We start from the raw sequence: 16,895 nt of genomic DNA, 5'->3' as shown, positions 1-16,895 counted from the left end.
GAGTGTATTGAGGAGAGAGGAAGCGCACATGTCCGAGGGTTGGAACATCCTGGTAGTTGATGACGAGCCTCCAATTAGGGCTGAGCTACGCTATCTGTTGGAGAAGGACGCGCGCGTGGGGCATATCGCCGAGGCAGGCAATGTCACCGAGGCCGTGGAGTCGATTCTGTCGAACAAGCCCGACGTGCTGTTTTTGGATATCACGATGCCCGGCCGCTCGGGAATTGAGCTTGCCGAGACGCTGCAGAACCTAAAAAAGCCGCCGGTCGTGGTGTTTGTGACGGCATTTGCCGAGTATGCGGCCGATGCCTATAACCTCGATGCCGTCGATTACGTCGTCAAGCCGGTCGAGGATGCCCGCTTGTCAAAGGCGCTCGACAAGATCGAGGCAGCCTTGGGTGCCCGTCGTGTTATCCACGCTCCGCGCCAGCCTCTGCGTCTGACGGTGGACCGCGGGGGCAAAAAGGTGTTCATTCCCGCCGCAGACGTCTGCTACTTTGAGGCGCGCGCCGATTTTTGCAACGCCATCTGCGCCGAGGGAACGTACCTGATCAATGAGTCGATCTCTTCGCTCGAACGTCGCTTGGGCTCCGAGGGCTTTATTCGCGTTCATCGCAGCTATCTGGTCAATTTGGAAGACGTGCACAATGTTGAGATTGGCTCCACGGGGTTGATGGAGCTCAGGCTCGACCGCGTGAGCTCGACGGTGCCGGTGTCCCGTCGTCGTGCCGCCGAGGTCAAGTCGCACCTGGGGCTTGCGTAAGAGGCTTGCGTGCCGTCGTTTACCATCGCAGGTTTGGTATGGGCGCGCGGTGGGCATAATGGGTGGCATCGAATGAAATCGAAAGGATCATTATGCCCGCGCTTATCACCCATCATCTGTTTGGCGAGGAAAGCATCGACCGTCTTCCGCAGGGCGTCATCGCGTCCGATGAAGAGCGCATTGCCTTTATCTTGGGCAACCAAGGCCCCGACCCGTTTTTCTTTCACATTCTGACGCCGCGCGTTTCCGACTGCACGCTGCTGGCGCAGGTCATGCATCGCTCGCGCATGTCTCGCCAGTTCGCGTGTCTGCGCGACGGCGTGTCGCATCTGCTGCCGCGCGACGCCAACTTGGGCCGTGCCTTTGCGCTGGGCCTGCTGTCTCATTACGTGCTCGACCGCAACGCCCATCCCTTTGTCTATGAGCAACAGTTTGGCATCGTGGAGTCCGATTCAGAGCTTGAGGATTCGAGCAGTCAGGTCCATGCCGTGATCGAGAGCGACCTGGATGTACTGATGCTGCAGCTTAAACGCGATGGCGCTACGGTCGACGATTACCCGCCGGCGGGCGAGATCGTCACCACCGATCGTATCAATCGCGTTGCCGGCGTGCTGATGAGCTATGTTGCCGGACGCGTGTACGGTATTGACATTCCGGCGGGGGAATACGGTGCCGCCGTTGCCAATATGCAGCGACTTTACCGCGCGATTGAGCCGGCCAGCTCCGTAAAGACGCGCGCGATCTCGTTGGTTGAGGGCTTGGTGCACGACTACTCGCTGCTCGACGGCCTTGCCCATCGCGTGACGACGGAGCTGCCCGAGCGCACCGGTAACCTGGGCCATCTGACATGGAAGAATCCCTTTACCGATGAGGTCTTGAATGAGAGTTTCCCCGAGGTCTTTGATCGCGCGCTGGTCGATTACGAGTGCACGGTCGCGCGTTTTATCGAGACCGGCGACATGGAGGCCGTGACCAGTCACGTCAACTACAGCGGTCGCGTGCTCAATGTCGATGAGGAGTTCGACCGCGAGGAATAGGGCCCATGCGTGCCCCTTTGCCGAATCCTTACCGGTGCCTCTGGACAATTGGGGTACGATGAATTAACTGCATATCGGGCGAATACGAAGGGTCCCTGTCCATGAAATACACCAAGCTCGAGCGTAACTGGGTCATGTACGATGTGGGAAACTCGGCCCTCGTGCTGCTCAATACCTCGGTGGTGCCCATTTACTTTAACGCCATCAATACCGGCGCTTCCTCGGCCGACCTGGTGGTCGCCTGGGGCAATGCGCAGACGATCGCCTCGCTGGTCATCGCCATGCTCATGCCCATTCTGGGCGCGCTTGCCGATTACGCCGGCAACAAGATCAAGTTCTTCTTGGGCTTCTTCCTGACGGGTCTCGTGCTTTGCTTTGCACAGGCTATCCCGATGTCCGCCATGGCGTTTTTGACCGTCTATGTGCTGTGCACCATCGGCCTCAACTCGTCTATGACGTTCTACGACGCCATGTTGCCCGATGTCACCACCGATGAGCGCATGGACGCCGTGTCGAGTTCGGGCTTCGCTTGGGGTTACATCGGTTCCACCGTGCCGTTCATCATCTGCCTGGCGCTCATTATGGGCGGTCCGGCCCTTGGCGTCCCCACCATGTTGGCCACGCGCCTGTCGTTTATTATCACCGGCGCCTGGTGGCTCATCTTTACCTTGCCGCTCATCCGCACCTATAAGCAAAAATACGGTCGCGAGCGCAAGCCCGAAGACACCATCGGCCACATTGTGGGCGGCGTGTTCTCCGAGGTCGGACACACCATGCGCGAGATCGCCCACAACAAGACCGTGCTGGTCTACATGATCGCGTTCTTCTTCTATATCGATGGCGTGCACACGGTCATCTCCATGGCAACCAGCTACGGATCGGCCTTGGGCATCGATTCGACCCAGTTGGTCCTGGCGCTGCTCGTCACGCAGTTTGTGGCTTTCCCGTCCGCAATCATCTACGGCAAGCTCGCCGGCCGCGTGGGCACGCTCAACATGATCTTGGTGGCAGTCGCCGCCTATATGGGCATCGTGCTCTTTGCCGCGTTCTTCCTCAAGACCGCCTTTGAGTTTTGGGTGCTTGCCATTTTGGTCGGCCTGTTCCAGGGCGGCGTGCAGGCGCTCAGCCGCAGCTACTTTGGCCGCATTATTCCCAAGGAAAAGTCCAACGAGTACTACGGCTTCTTTGATATCTTTGGCCGCTATGCAAGTGTTATGGGCACCTTCTTGGTGTCGGTCGTCACCTCGCTGACCGGCAACCCCTCGCTGGGCGTCCTATCTATCGGCGTGCTGCTGGTGGTGGGCTTTGCGCTGCTGGTCCGTCTGTCCCGCATGTCTCAAACGGCAGAGCAGGCCGCATAGGAACTTGCCGGTAATTGCGTCCGCCGCGATACTCTTTTGGGACTATCCGCAATAAACATTCTGACTTTCGAACAATGATTAGCCCAAGTGGGTATGATGGAGTCAGCTAGGTCGCGGGGCGTCGCCTGTGTTTGGCGGCGTCCCGTTTTTGTGTTGCAGGGAGGGTAAGGCATGAACGCCACGGTCGTGATTCCAACGTATTGGGCGGGCGATGACGCTCGCGCAAACGCCCCTGGCACCTATGACCATTCGACACGACTCAACGCCGACAATCCCGAACTCGACCGCTGCCTGGCCTCGCTTGAACAGGTGCGCGACATCCCGCGCATCATCCTTTTGGTGGTCTGTCCCGTTTCTGCCACAGCCGATGTGTCGCTGCGCGTGCACGAGATTGTCGACGCGCATCCCACGCTCAAGGTCACCGTTGTCACCAACACCCAGGCCTCGCGCATCGCAGACCGGGTTGCTCAGATCGCGCCCAAGGGTTCGGGCGAGTGCGTGAGTCTGCGAGGCTACGGCGCCATCCGCAACATGGGGCTGGCCTGTGCCGCTGTGCTGGGGCATGACGCGGTTATCTTTTTGGATGACGATGAGACTGTCATCGATGCCGACTTTATGAAGCGCGCGACCTACGCGCTGGGTCAGCAGACGCGTCAGGGCCTGCCGATCTTGGTCAAGAGCGGCTATTTCTACGATCGCGACGGATCGCCGCTGGCTCCCACGGACAAGGCGGGCATCTGCCATCGTTGGTGGACCAAGCGCATCGAGTTCAACCGTTGGATGAAAAAGGCGCTCTCGGGCACCCGCATCTCGCGCTCCAACTACGTGTGCGGCGGCCTGATGGCCCTGCACGCCCGCGCCTTTACGCGTGTGGCCTTTGACCCGTTTATCACCCGCGGCGAGGACTTGGATTACCTCTTTAACATGCGCATGTTTGGCTACGACGTGTGGTTCGATAACGAGTGGACCGTGCGCCATTTGCCTCCGGAGTCCGAAAAGCGCTCACCGCGCTTTATGCAGGATGTATACCGTTGGTACTACGAACGGGCCAAGTTGACGTTCGCCGCGCATCAAAAGGAGCTCATTCCCGTTACGGCGGCATCGCTCATGCCCTACCCGGGCCCGTGGATTTCGCGCGAGCTCGACGACCGCGTGCGCAAGACCGCTATGGTCCGCAGCGTGTTTACCCGCGAGCATGAGGGCTACCTGCGCATCTGGCGCCATGGTATCGACGAGGCAAAGGCCTATGCGCGCCAAAACGCTGCAAGCTACCTGCGTTTCCAGAGCTTTTGGCCCAAGATCATGGACGGGCTTTGGCGTGACGCACAACTGATCAGTATCCTGGAGGGGGCCGAATGATCGACCGCCGCGCCCAGCGCGATAGTTCATTATCAATCTTTCGCATCATTGCCGTTGCCTGCGCCATTTGCGTGCTGATATACTTTATTTTTGCCCTGGTGACCGGCATCGAGCCGATCGCCACGGTGATTGCCTGCGCGCTGCTGTGCATCTTTCTGTGCATCTTTATCTTTTTGACGCTCAATCCCGATTCGGTGCGCTCGCAGTACACCGAAGAGACGCTCTCGGTGGCCTCGGCCATGCTCGAGGACATTAAGGGCGGTCTGACGCAGGAGTCGGCGCGTTTGGTGTGCCAGCGCATTTTGCCCGAGACGCGCGCCATGACGGTGGCCATCACCGACGAGGAAAACGTGCTTGCCTGCGCGGGCGAGTTTGAGGAAAAACTATTGCCAGATTCTCCCATCCACACGCTTGCAACGCGCTACGTTATCGAACATGGCATCGTGCAGTCGTTCAACCGTATGGTGGATGTCGTGGGTTCGGACGGCTCGCACAACCAAGTCCCCGCCGGCATTATCGCTCCCATCAAGGTGGGCGATCGTACCGTCGGCACGCTCAAGTTCTACTACAAGACCCCGCGCGCCGTCGACCGTACTCAGTACGCGCTTGCCTCGGGCTTTGCCGAGATCTTGTCCACGCAGCTCGCCATCCACGAGCTCGAGGTGCAAAAGGAACTCACGGCGCGCGCCGAGGTGCGTGCGCTGCAGGCACAGATTAACCCGCACTTCCTGTTCAACACGCTGAACACCATTGCATCGTTTACGCGCACCGACCCGTTGCGGGCCCGCGAACTGCTTCGTGAGTTCTCATCGTTCTATCGCGCCACGCTCGACAACTCGGGATCGCTTATTCCGGTCTCGCGCGAGGTCGCACAGACCAAGCGCTACCTTACCTTTGAGAAGGCCCGCTTTGGCGAGGACCGCGTGCTTGCAACGTTCGATGTGTCCGAGGACGTGGAAGATACGCTGGTGCCGGCGTTCGTGATTCAGCCGATTGTCGAGAACGCCGTGCGTCATGGTATGGGCGATGACGGCGCCCTGAGGATCGACGTGACCGTTCACCAAGACGGCGAGGATGCAATCTTGATTGCCGTTGCTGATAACGGCGTGGGCATGGATGAGGGTACCGCCGCCAGACTGTTTGACGAGCGCTCTGCCCGTCCCGACGCCAGCTCTCCCCAGGGCGGCGGCGCCGGTGTGGCCATGCACAATATTTCGGAGCGCATCCATCGCTTTTATGGGCCACACTCCTATACGCGTGTCGAATCGGCGCCGGGCAAGGGCACCAAAGTGCTTCTTCATCTTGATTTGTCAGAGAGCATCTTTGACATTCAAGAGTAAAATAAAAGGCTACGGGCTCAACGTCATGCGACGGATGCCCGGCGTAGTTAGTTGACGAAAGGTTTTATCCCTATGCTGCGTGCGATGATTGTGGATGATGAGGCGCCGGCTCGCTCGGAGCTTCGCTTCTTGCTCGAGCAAACGGGCAAGATCGGCACGATCACGGAGGCGTCGAGCGTCCGCTCCGCCATCGAGATGCTTATGGAAAGTCGCGTGGATGTCGTGTTTCTCGATATCTCGATGCCCGGTGCCTCGGGCCTGCAACTTGCCGAGGCGCTGCATAAGCTCAAAAATCCGCCGGCGATCGTGTTTGTGACTGCGTATAGCGACCATGCGGTCGAGGCATTCGACGTGGATGCTGTCGATTATCTGATGAAGCCGGTCGAGGAAGCTCGCTTGGATCGCGCGATCGAGAAGGTCATGCAACGCGCTAAGCCGGTTACGGACAGCAAAGTGACCATCGAGCGTATCCCGGTGGAAAAGGGCGGCCGCAAGGTGCTCATTCCCGTGGACGACATTCGCTTTATCATGGCCAAGGACGATTACTCCTGCATCTATACCGTCGATGATCGCTTTTTGTCGACGACCTCGCTGGCGCAGTTTGAGGCCAAGCTCTGCGACTTTGGCTTCTTCCGTGTTCACCGCCGCTATATCGTCAACTTGGCGTGCGTTACCGACGTTGAGACGGTGCCCTCGGGCGCCATCCAGCTGGGCATTACGGGCGTCGACGAACGCGTGCCGGTTTCGCGCCGCCGCGTCGTGCCGCTCAAGAAGGCTCTGAGTCTCTAGCACACTGGCCCCGCGGCCCTGTGGACCTATCGTCTGCGGAGCCGTGGGGCCTTTTTGTATGTATCTGCCAAATCGTTTTTTGCGGAAAGGATCCCATGAACAGTGCAAGCGCCAAGCGTATCGACATCATCTCGGACACCCACGGCTATCTTTCGCCCGCGCTCTTAGACGAGCTTAAAGGTGCGGATTTGATTATCCATGCCGGCGACCTTACGTCGGAGATGGACTACGAGCATCTATGCACCATCGCCCCTGTGCGCGCCGTACTGGGCAACAACGATTATTACCGCGACTACGGCCCCGATGTGGATCGCCTGGCGCTCTTTACCTACGAAGGCCTCAAATTCGCTGTAGCCCACTACCGCGAAGACCTCCCGGTGGGATCCGTAGACGTAGCCATCAACGGCCACACCCACGTAACCAAAGAAGCCCAAGTGGGCCGTTGCTTGGTCCTCAACCCGGGCAGCGCCAGCTACCCCAGAGGTACCCGAGGTCCCACTATGGCCAGAATGCTCGTCAACGACGGCCAAATCATAAGCACCAAGTTTATTGACCTAGAGTAACCGCAACAAAAACGGGGGATGCAGATCGCATCTCCCGTTTTTTATGAGCCAAAGGTCAAAGTTCAACAAGATCCATCAGACCAACCCCGCCGAGGAGCACGCGGGCTAGCCGCGCAGCGGCGCACGCCCGCAAAACTGGTTGAATAATGTGACGGCAGGGAGGGTCTCCGGGGCTGAGGGCAGGGGTTAAGTTTGTCGCGAGTTCCGCACGCAAAGGAAAGCACTTAATGTGCTTTCCGTCTTGCGCAGGACTGTAGAGCAGCAAACTTAACCCCCGCCCTCAGCCCCGGAGACCCTCCCGGAGGGACCGAAAAATTTTTTCAAAAAAGTTGTTGCGTGCCGGACAGACTTCTGTGTATACTAATCCCCGCAGCGCACGCGAGCGGAAACAAACGCGAACGCCTGCCTGGGGAGTTAGCTCAGTTTGGTTAGAGCGCCGGCCTGTCACGTCGGAGGTCGCGGGTTCGAGCCCCGTACTTCCCGCCAACGCAATTAAAGCCACGTCTTCGGACGTGGCTTTTTGCGTTTGATGCACTTTGTTTCGATAGAACGATCGCCCTGGCGCATCTTCGCCCAGAATCCCCGTACCTTCGGGAACGCAAGTAAAATCCAATAAGTATATCTGTCTAAACAGCAGCTTTGTTGCGCAACACCTGTTCAACGAGACAGGGGGTTAGGTTATACTAAATTGCACTGTAGGCCGCATCTGATGCATTTCGCTCCAAGCGCGGCACTCAGTGGATATCCTATTTATCATTTGGATGTCCTAGCGGTCATTTAGCGTCTCGACACAAGCTCGGCCCCGGAGCTCGTTCGAGCTGTTCGTATTCCTTGAAAGGGGAAAAATGGACATATCGAGGAAGACTGATTACGCCCTTCGTATGCTGGCGATGCTTACCGAGGATCCGGAGCGTTTGCTTTCTGTTCGCACCGCTGCCGAAGAGGTCAATGTCCCGTATTCGTTTGCCCGTTCGATCCAACACGGTTTGGTCCAGGCCGGTATTGTGGAGAGCCTGCGTGGCGTCCACGGTGGAATGCGTCTCAAGGTCAGTCCGGACGATGTCACCATCCGCCAGGTCGTCGAGGCTGTTCAGGGCCCTATGGTTATGAACGATTGCACCGCGCCCGATGGTGACTGTGCGCGCATGGGCACGTGCTGCTATCATCCCCTGTGGGCCGGAGCCCAGGCGTTGATGCGCGACTACCTCGATTCCGTTTCGCTCGGCGACATCGTCGCCCATCGCCAGTTCCCGGCTGTCGATCCCAAGTTCGCCGATCGCGATGCGTTTCCCGAGTACGCCACCTGTGCGTGCGCCTGCCGGGAGGAATAGCGCCGCATAAGGAGCATTGCCATGATTCAGGACCCCTTTCGTTCGATGATTCGTTCGGAAGGGGTTCTGCGTTATCGCGACCTTCCGTGGCGCCGCACGCGCGACCCATATATCATCTGGCTCTCCGAGGTCATGCTGCAGCAGACACAGGTTCCGCGCGTGGAGACGCGCATGCCGGCGTGGCTCGATCGCTTTCCGACCGTCCGGGCGCTCGCTCAGGCCGCGCCTTCCGATGTTTTAGGCGCTTGGCAGGGCATGGGCTACAATCGACGCGCTCTGGCGCTCCACAAGGCCGCTCAGCGCGTTGCAGAGGACTGGGATGGGGAGTTTCCGCGTGAGACGCGCGACTTGGTCGCTCTGCCTGGTATTGGCCCGGCAACGGCGCAGGGTATCCGGTCGTTTGCGTTTGATCTTCCGGGTGTGTATCTGGAGACCAACGTGCGCACGGTCTTTCTGCATCATTTCTTTCCCGATGTGCCCGCCGTTCCCGATCGCGAACTGGTGCCGCTGATTCAGGCGGCCTGTCCGGCGGCCCCCGGTGCGGCGCTCGACAAGATCGCTCCCTTTGCCGTGCCGCTCGATGATGCCGATACGCCGCGCGCGTGGTATTACGCGTTGCTAGATTACGGCGCATATCTAAAAAAGACGTTGCCCAATCCGTCCAGGCGCTCGGCGGGCTATAGCCGTCAATCAAAGTTTGAGGGCTCGCGTCGCCAAAAGCGCGCGCATATCGTGCGCATGTTGCTGGCAGCGCGCGATGACCAGCCGGCGGGGATTACGCTCGATGAGGCCGTCGCAGGCGTTGACGAGATGGAGGCGGCGGCCGGTCGAGCGCCGGTCGAGTGTGAGCTGGTCGCGAGTATTCTGGCCGATCTGGAGCGCGAGGGCTTTTGCCGCTCCGAGGACGATCGTTGGCTGAGTGTGTAGCCCGCTCGAATTTTAAGGTTTAGATTTTCGGCAGGGGGTACCATAAAATAAGGCCGCTCAAAGCCTATGGGCGGCATGTATTGAAGGGAAGTACACCTATGGATTTTGAGAGCTCTCAAACCAAGAAGAACCTCGAGACCGCTTTTGCCGGTGAGTCTCAGGCGCACACCAAGTATCGCTACTATGCATCCAAGGCAAAAAAGGACGGCTACGTTCAGATCTCGAATATCTTTGCCGAGACGGCGGGCAACGAGTCCGAGCACGCCAAGCTGTGGTTTAAGTATCTGCACGATGGCGCCGTTCCCAGCACTCTGGATAACCTGCGCGATGCCGCCGCGGGAGAGAACTACGAGTGGACCGAGATGTACGACGAGTTTGCCAAGACCGCCGAGGAGGAGGGCTTTGCCGAGATCGCCGCGAAGTTCCGCGGCGTCGCTGCTGTCGAGAAGGCTCACGAGGAGCGCTACAACAAGCTCGTCGAGCGCATTGAGTCGGGCGAGGTGTTTGAGCGCGAGGGTGTAAAGGTGTGGAAGTGCCTGAACTGCGGACACCTGCATGTTGGTGCCGAGGCGCCCGAGGTGTGCCCGGTGTGCAACCACCCGAAGGCGTACTTTGAGGAGCAGGTGGTGAACTACTAGCGCGTGGCGCTGGCTGCTGCGGGGCGCGGGGCGGGGAGATACCTTCCCCTCTCGCTCACGGCTTCGCAGAGTCGCGCGAGGGGAAGGTATCTCCCCGCCCCGCGCCCCGGCGTTGGGTCGTCGCGTGCTCGCTACAGAAAAGCTGATATTAAAGTTTGTGTGCCGCCCCCTATGGGGCGGCACGTTTTGTGTGGGGGCGGACAGTTAGTTCAGATTCGTATTTTCCAATCGCTCGATGGCTGTCTTTTGGGTCCTTGGAGGTCTGTTGGGCGTCATTTGGATGCCTGTTACGCCTGACTTTGGGTCTTTGATGTCCGTTATGGGGGACCAAAATGCAGCAAACGGAGCGTGTCGGCCCTTCTGTGGGGGGTCTGATTTATACATATCTGAACTAACTGTCCAGGCTGCTTCGCTTGGGGCTGTCACGTTTTACTTGAGGTCCCGGTCTCCACAATTTTCGTCAAGCTTTTGGTTAGATTTTGGTCAGCTGGCGTAAGGGTGGAAGGCCAAAAGATTGCTGGCGAAAAAAGCTCAGAGAAAGTGCTGGTAGGGGAGTTGTTGAGCTTTTCGACAGCTTTTGAGCAAAAGAAACTTTGTGGCTATTGCCGGCGATTGCGTTGCCGCGGTCATGGCGGTGCGGGATGCTGGCCGTAAGCGTCGAATGCCCCGATTTTGGAGGCCAACATGGATCTGTTTCTTGAGACTCCGCAGCAACAAGCTGAGCGCATGCTGCGTCAGCAGCAACGACTCATGGAGATGCAAATGCAAGGGGTTGCCAACCAGGCGCCCGTGCAAAACGTCGTGCCCGCTGCTGTACCTGCAGCTGTGCCCGGGTGTGAATCGGCGCCAGAGGCCTATTCCGTACAGCAAGATTCATATGCGCAGGAGCTCGCGTTCGACAAACGCCGCGCGCGCCGCCGCCGTTTGGGCCAGCGCCTGCGCACATTGGCGATGATCGTGCTCATCCCGTTGGGGCTTGCGGCCATCTTTCTGGCGTCGTATGCCCTCACGTGCATCCTCAACGGCGCATCGCCCAACGAGGTGCTTCAACATCTAGCGGCCCTGGGCCAGCGCCTAGGTGACGTCATAACAACCATCCGCGCCGGCTGGGAGAGCTAGCGTTTTAACGCCCGCGGCTATAAGAGAAATTTGTCTGCAAGGCAGTGAGTGATCCGTGTGTATGGCGGGGTAAGATTGATCGCGGTTTTGATTGGTGCTCGATTGGGTTTGTTGGGCGGAGTTTATGTCTGCTATTGATATTGTGCTTGTTGTGATCGCCTTGGTGGCGGTGGGGGTTGCTGTGGCTTGCGCCATCCAGCTCAAGAGCCTGCGTGCCGAGTTGCGGGAGCGTGGCGACAGTAGCGCGGAAACGCTGGCAGCACTTGAGCAGGCCAACAACGCGCTCGATGCCCTGAACGTCGCGCTGGCTGAAACCCGCCGCACGGCCAATGCTATCGCGCAGCAGCAGACGACCGATGCGGCCGTGGAGCAGCAACGTTACCTGGCCATCGCACGCGAGTTCTCGCAAGCTGGTGACCGTATGGATGACCTGCGCCGCGAGACGACCCAACAGCTCGGCGCCAACCGCGAGGGCATCGAGCAGCGCCTGGACAAGGTGCGCGAGACGGTCGATGCCCAGCTGGGCGCCATCCGCAAGGACAACAACGTGCAGCTCGATCAGATGCGCGCGACGGTGGACGAGAAGCTCTCCCGCACGCTCAACGACCGTCTGTCGGCATCGTTTAAGCAGGTGAGCGACCAGCTCGAGGCCGTGTATAAGGGCCTGGGCGATATGCAATCTATCGCCACCGGCGTGGGCGACCTTAAACGTGTGCTGGGCAACGTGAAGGCGCGTGGTATTTTGGGCGAGGTGCAGCTGGGCGCGATCCTGGCGGACATCCTCACACCCGACCAGTATCTGGAAAACGTCGCCACCAAGCCCGGCGCCTCGGAGCGCGTTGAGTTTGCCGTCAAGCTGCCGGTAGACGAGGGAGACCCCGTGCTGCTGCCAATCGACTCCAAATTCCCGGGCGATGCGTATGAGCATCTGCTCGATGCCCAGGAGTCGGGCGACGCGGAGGCCGTCGCCGCCGCGCGCAAGACGCTCGACACCATGGTCAAGCGCGAGGCTAAAGACATTTGCGAAAAGTACCTGAGTGTGCCGGCAACGACCAACTTTGGCATCATGTTCGTGCCGTTTGAGGGACTGTACGCCGAGATCGTCAGCCGCCCCGGGCTTATCGAGACCCTGGGCCGCGACTATCACGTCAACGTAGCCGGTCCCAGCACCATGGCCGCCATCCTCAACAGCCTGCAGATGAGCTACCAGACGTTTAAGTTGCAAAAACGCACCGACGACGTGCTGCGTGTGCTTTCCGCCGTCAAGGCCGAGCTGCCGCGCTATCAGGCGGCGCTGCGCCGCGCCCAGCAGCAGATCGAGACCGCGGGCAAGACGGTCGAGGGCATCATCACCACGCGCACCAACGTTATGGAGCGCAAGCTCAAGGATATCGACGCGCTGGAAGATGCCGAGGAGGCCGACGAGGTCTTGGGGCTCACGTCTGCGGGCCTGCTTGCAGGGCAAGAAGACGAGGACTAGCCGCACCTGACGGCGGGGCGTCTGCGCAGGCGCGGGGCGCAGCGCTTCTCGCATCGCACTTGCCTAAAGCGCACTTTAATGTGCAACAATGGTGTTTCGCCCTATCAGATGCGAAAGGAAGCCCATGTCTCAGAGAAGCACCAGTCCGCTCAAACGCTCAACCGTGCGTCGCACGCTGCAGCGTTTTTGGGACGTCACGCGCGCACAGCCGCTGATCGTCTTTCTCTCGGTGTTCTCGTCGGCGGGCTACATCTTTTTGCTGACGTTTGCCAATACCTATGTGATGGCCCTCATTGTCGACCGCGTTCAAGCCGGTCCCGTGGCGGGTGACCAGGTGTTTGAGGTCTTCGGCCCCTATATCCTGGCGCTCGTACTCGTTAACCTGGTGGGTCAGATCCTCTCCAAGCTACAGGACTACACCGTCTACAAGCTCGAAATCGCAGGCAACTATCACCTGGCGCGTCTGTGCTTCGACACGCTCTCCAACCAATCCATGACATTTCACACCAGCCGTTTTGGCGGATCGCTCGTTAGCCAGACGAGCCGTTTTATGAGCGGCTATACGGGACTGGTGGACGTGACGGTGTATTCGCTCATTCCCACCATCACCTCGGTCGTCTGCACGGTGGCGGCACTCGCCCCGGTGGTGCCCACATTTACTGTGATCCTGGTGGGCATCATGGTCGTCTACATTGCGTTTGTCTGGCTTATGTACAAGCGTATCATGCCGCTTTCGGCCGCGACGTCCGCCGCGCAAAACAAGCTCTCGGGCGTGCTGTCCGACGCGGTCACGAACATCCTGGCCGTCAAGACCTGCGGGCGCGAGGACTTTGAGCACGATCTGTTCGATGCCGCCGACCGCGCCGCGCGCGATGCTGAGACGGTATCGATGCACGCCATGATGCAGCGCAACTTTACGACCTCGGGCCTTATCGTCATCACCATGGCCGTGGTGAGCGTGTTTGTGGCGGGCGGCAACGCGTGGTTTGGCATCTCGGCCGGCGCGCTCGTCATGATCTTTACCTATACGTACAACCTCACCATGCGTCTGAACTACGTGAGCTCCATGATGCAGCGTATCAACCGCGCGCTGGGTGACGCTGCCGAGATGACGCGCGTGCTGGACGAGCCACGTTTGGTGGCAGACGACCCGGACGCCCCTGAGCTCAAAGTGACCGAGGGCGCGATTGATTTTGAGCACCTGAGCTTTGCGTACCGTGACGCTGCGGCGGGTGAGAGCGTGTTCGATGACCTGACGCTTCATGTGGCGGCGGGCCAGCGCGTGGGCCTGGTGGGCAAATCGGGCTCGGGTAAGACGACGCTCACCAAGCTGCTGCTGCGCCTGGACGATGTTCAGGGCGGCCGCGTACTCGTGGACGGTCAGGATGTCTCGCGCTGCACGCAGCAGAGCCTGCGCCGCCAGGTTGCCTACGTTCCGCAGGAGGCGCTGCTGTTCCACCGCTCCATTCGCGAGAATATCGCCTACGGCCGCCCCGACGCCACCGACGAGCAAATTCGTGAGGCGGCGCGCCTGGCCAATGCCCTGGAGTTTATCGACCGCCTGCCCCGTGGCTTTGACACCATGGTGGGCGAGCGCGGCGTCAAGCTCTCGGGCGGCCAGCGTCAGCGCGTGGCTATCGCCCGCGCCATCCTAACCGACGCGCCGATTCTGGTGCTCGATGAGGCGACCTCTGCCCTCGACAGCGAGTCCGAGGCTCTGGTGCAGGAGGCGCTCGAAAATCTGATGCGTGGACGTACCTCCATTGTGGTGGCGCACCGCCTGTCCACCGTGGCGGCGCTCGACCGCATCGTGGTGCTGGCCGATGGTGAGATCGTCGAGGACGGCACGCATGCGCAGCTTGTCGAGGCGGGCGGCGAGTATGCAAGCCTGTGGAGCCGCCAGACCGGCGCATTTTTGGAAGCGTAACGACCCTATACGTGGGACAATTGTGCTCATAAGTTTATTGTGCCGTTGAGCCGAGGAGTCGTTATGCCACGCGAGACCAATGCCGCCAAGCGCGAGCGCGCCATCGAGGTGTGTGAGCGCCTCAACCGTCGCTATGGCCCGGTCGAGTGCTTTTTGGACCACGAGAATCCCTTCCGCCTGCTGATCGCGGTGCTGCTTTCGGCGCAAACGACCGATATGCAGGTCAACAAGGTGACGCCGCGGCTGTTTGCCCAGTGGCCCACGCCCGAGGCCATGGCCGGGGCGAGCGTGGCTGACGTGGCGGACACCATCAAGTCACTCGGCTTCTACAAGAGCAAAGCCAAGCATGCCGTCGAGGCCGCGCAGATGATCGTCGCCGACTATGGCGGCGAGGTGCCGGCCGACATGAAGGAGCTCGTCAAGCTGCCGGGCGTGGGGCGCAAGACGGCGAACATCGTGCTCAACGTGGGGTTTGGCATTGTCGAGGGCATTGCGGTCGATACGCACGTCAACCGCATCGCGCATCGCCTAATGCTGAGTCCCAAGACGCATGCCAAGGAGCCGCTCAAGACCGAGCGGGATCTGCTCAAGATTCTGCCGCACGAGTATTGGGAGTCGGTCAACCATCAGTGGATCACCTTTGGTCGCGAGATCTGCGACGCCCGCAAACCCAAGTGTGACGAGTGCCCGCTGGCAGATTTGTGCCCCAGCGTGCGCGTAGCGGGGTAGGGCGGAACGCATCTTCGTCTGGCGTTTTTTGCGGGGCTAGGTTTGCCCTTGAGCCGGAGTCCTCTCCATGCGCTACCATGACAGACAATGTATTTGACGTACGACCTGCCGAGCTTGCCCCGGCGGGCTTTTGGCGTTGCAATGCCGGAGGAACAGCATGCTCATTCACCGTATAGCCGCGCAGCTCTACACTGCCGAGGCACTGCAGACCGTCGAGGCCGGGCTCGATGCCGGCGAGGACGTGACGCTGGCCGTGTCGCAGTCGGGTCGCACGCTTATGGCGGCAGCCCAGTTTGCGCGTCGCCCGCGCCCCACGGTCTACATTGTGAGTGGCGAGGATGCGGCCGATCGCGCCGCACGCAGTCTGGCCGCCTATGTGGGCCTGGCGCACGTGTGCCGCTTTCCCGAGCGCAAGGACTACCCTTGGCGCGAGCAGGCGCCCGACGACGCCGTGGTAGCCCAGCGCTGCGAGGCGCTCGGGCGCATCGTGCGCGGGGACAACTGCATCATGGTCGCCTCCGCTCGCGCACTGCTGCGTTGCGTGCCGCCGGTCGAGAGCCGCTATTGGGAGTCCACTACTTTTACGGTGGGCGAGGAGATTCCCTTCGACGAGGTGCCGCAGCGCCTGGTGGGCATGGGCTACGCCAATGCCGGTGCCGCCGACGCGCCCGGCCTGTTCCGCGTGCACGGCGACACCGTCGAGGTGTTTCCCGCGCAGGAGAAGGCACCCGTGCGCATTGAGTTCTTTGGCGACGAGATCGACCGCATCCGTCGCATGGTGAGTTCCACGGGCCAAACCATCGGCAACGAGGACAGCATTGAGATCTTCCCCTGCCGCGAGCTGGCGCTCACCGACGAGGCAGTCCACAACATGCATGTGGCGCTCTACCGCGCCAGCCAGGACGACAGCAAGCTGGCGGCGCTGCTCGAGATGGTGGACGCGCGCATCCTCACGCCCGAGCTCGACCGCTTTTTGCCGGTGATGTACGGCCAGACCGTGAGCCCGTTGGCGCACGTGAGCGGCAAGGCACTTGTGGTCCTGTCCGAGCCGCGCTCGCTGTTCGACGACTGCCTACGTGCCTACGAGGATATCGAAGCCCGTGCCGACGAGGCGGGGATTGACCGTCTGGACGGCCTGTACGTGCGTGCCCAGCAGCTCGACTTTGGTGCTCAGCAGCGTCTGAACTACGTGAGCCTGATTCGTGCCGGCGGCGCGGTTACGGCCGAGCTCAAGATTGAGCAGCCGGCCATTGCGGGCTCGGACAATCGATTTATGACGCGCATTCAGGAGGTTGTGGGCAAGCGCTACGCTTGCGTGTTTGCCATTCCCGACCGCGGTGCGCGCGAGTCGATGGAGCTCACCTTTGGCGATGCGGGCATTACCTTTGAGGAGTCGCTGACTGCCGCCCCCGAAAACGCCGGCGTTATCGGCGACCGTGTACGTGTGGCGGCGGCGGATTCTGCCGACCGCGCCGCCCGCCAGGGGGCCCATGCCTCGATTCGCGAGCGCCATGCCGACGCGCTCAACGCCC

Annotated in this window: 14 protein-coding genes, 1 tRNA gene and 1 pseudogene; all 16 read left to right on the top strand. The window is 60.4% G+C overall.

All coding sequences use genetic code 11. The annotated features are described in order from the left end of the window. Positions 1-28 precede the first annotated feature (28 nt). Positions 29-763, top strand: coding sequence for a LytTR family DNA-binding domain-containing protein (locus DXD49_RS01715; protein WP_117763530.1), 735 nt, complete (start codon positions 29-31; stop codon positions 761-763). 92 nt (positions 764-855) lie between these two features. Beyond that, positions 856-1,800 (top strand): zinc dependent phospholipase C family protein, encoded by a 945-nt coding sequence (locus DXD49_RS01710; RefSeq protein ID WP_117794035.1) that lies wholly within the window; start codon positions 856-858, stop codon positions 1,798-1,800. A gap of 101 nt (positions 1,801-1,901) precedes the next feature. After that, entirely contained in the window at positions 1,902-3,161 is a 1,260-nt protein-coding gene (locus DXD49_RS01705) for an MFS transporter (RefSeq protein WP_117794034.1), read from the top strand. 171 nt (positions 3,162-3,332) lie between these two features. Next, positions 3,333-4,520: a glycosyltransferase gene (locus DXD49_RS01700; protein ID WP_117743936.1), complete on the top strand. Its 1,188-nt coding sequence runs from the start codon at positions 3,333-3,335 to the stop codon at positions 4,518-4,520. Beyond that, positions 4,517-5,860: a histidine kinase gene (locus DXD49_RS01695; RefSeq protein WP_117794033.1), complete on the top strand. Its 1,344-nt coding sequence runs from the start codon at positions 4,517-4,519 to the stop codon at positions 5,858-5,860. The genes DXD49_RS01700 and DXD49_RS01695 overlap by 4 nt, the downstream gene beginning before the upstream one ends. Positions 5,861-5,932: 72 nt before the next feature. Beyond that, entirely contained in the window at positions 5,933-6,649 is a 717-nt protein-coding gene (locus tag DXD49_RS01690; RefSeq protein ID WP_006235156.1) for a LytTR family DNA-binding domain-containing protein, read from the top strand. A gap of 95 nt (positions 6,650-6,744) precedes the next feature. Continuing rightward, positions 6,745-7,212, top strand: a complete 468-nt coding sequence (locus tag DXD49_RS01685) for a YfcE family phosphodiesterase (protein WP_117735424.1) — start codon at positions 6,745-6,747, stop codon at positions 7,210-7,212. 408 nt (positions 7,213-7,620) lie between these two features. Beyond that, positions 7,621-7,698 (top strand) — tRNA-Asp (locus tag DXD49_RS01680). A gap of 359 nt (positions 7,699-8,057) precedes the next feature. Then, positions 8,058-8,543, top strand: coding sequence for an Rrf2 family transcriptional regulator (locus tag DXD49_RS01675; RefSeq protein WP_117743111.1), 486 nt, complete (start codon positions 8,058-8,060; stop codon positions 8,541-8,543). A gap of 21 nt (positions 8,544-8,564) precedes the next feature. Continuing rightward, on the top strand, positions 8,565-9,470 hold the full coding sequence (locus tag DXD49_RS01670) for an adenine glycosylase (RefSeq protein ID WP_117794032.1): 906 nt from the start codon (positions 8,565-8,567) through the stop codon (positions 9,468-9,470). Positions 9,471-9,568: 98 nt separating this feature from the next. Further along, positions 9,569-10,108: a rubrerythrin gene (gene rbr, locus DXD49_RS01665; protein WP_117735427.1), complete on the top strand. Its 540-nt coding sequence runs from the start codon at positions 9,569-9,571 to the stop codon at positions 10,106-10,108. 684 nt (positions 10,109-10,792) lie between these two features. After that, positions 10,793-11,227, top strand: coding sequence for a hypothetical protein (locus DXD49_RS01660; protein WP_117735428.1), 435 nt, complete (start codon positions 10,793-10,795; stop codon positions 11,225-11,227). A gap of 124 nt (positions 11,228-11,351) precedes the next feature. Then, a complete protein-coding gene (locus DXD49_RS01655) occupies positions 11,352-12,707 on the top strand; it encodes a DNA recombination protein RmuC (RefSeq protein ID WP_117743113.1) in 1,356 nt (451 codons plus the stop codon). 124 nt (positions 12,708-12,831) lie between these two features. Then, a complete protein-coding gene (locus tag DXD49_RS01650; RefSeq protein ID WP_117794031.1) occupies positions 12,832-14,634 on the top strand; it encodes an ABC transporter ATP-binding protein in 1,803 nt (600 codons plus the stop codon). Between the two features lie 63 nt (positions 14,635-14,697). Beyond that, positions 14,698-15,363, top strand: coding sequence for an endonuclease III (gene nth / locus DXD49_RS01645; RefSeq protein ID WP_117743114.1), 666 nt, complete (start codon positions 14,698-14,700; stop codon positions 15,361-15,363). A gap of 157 nt (positions 15,364-15,520) precedes the next feature. Beyond that, positions 15,521-16,895: pseudogene (locus tag DXD49_RS09720) on the top strand (transcription-repair coupling factor); the annotation flags it as partial.

Origin of the sequence: Collinsella sp. TM05-38 (genome assembly GCF_003466445.1) — a bacterium.
Classification (GTDB): domain Bacteria; phylum Actinomycetota; class Coriobacteriia; order Coriobacteriales; family Coriobacteriaceae; genus Collinsella.
Note: the sequence above shows the minus strand (reverse complement) of the source record. Positions and strands in the feature narration are given on the sequence as shown.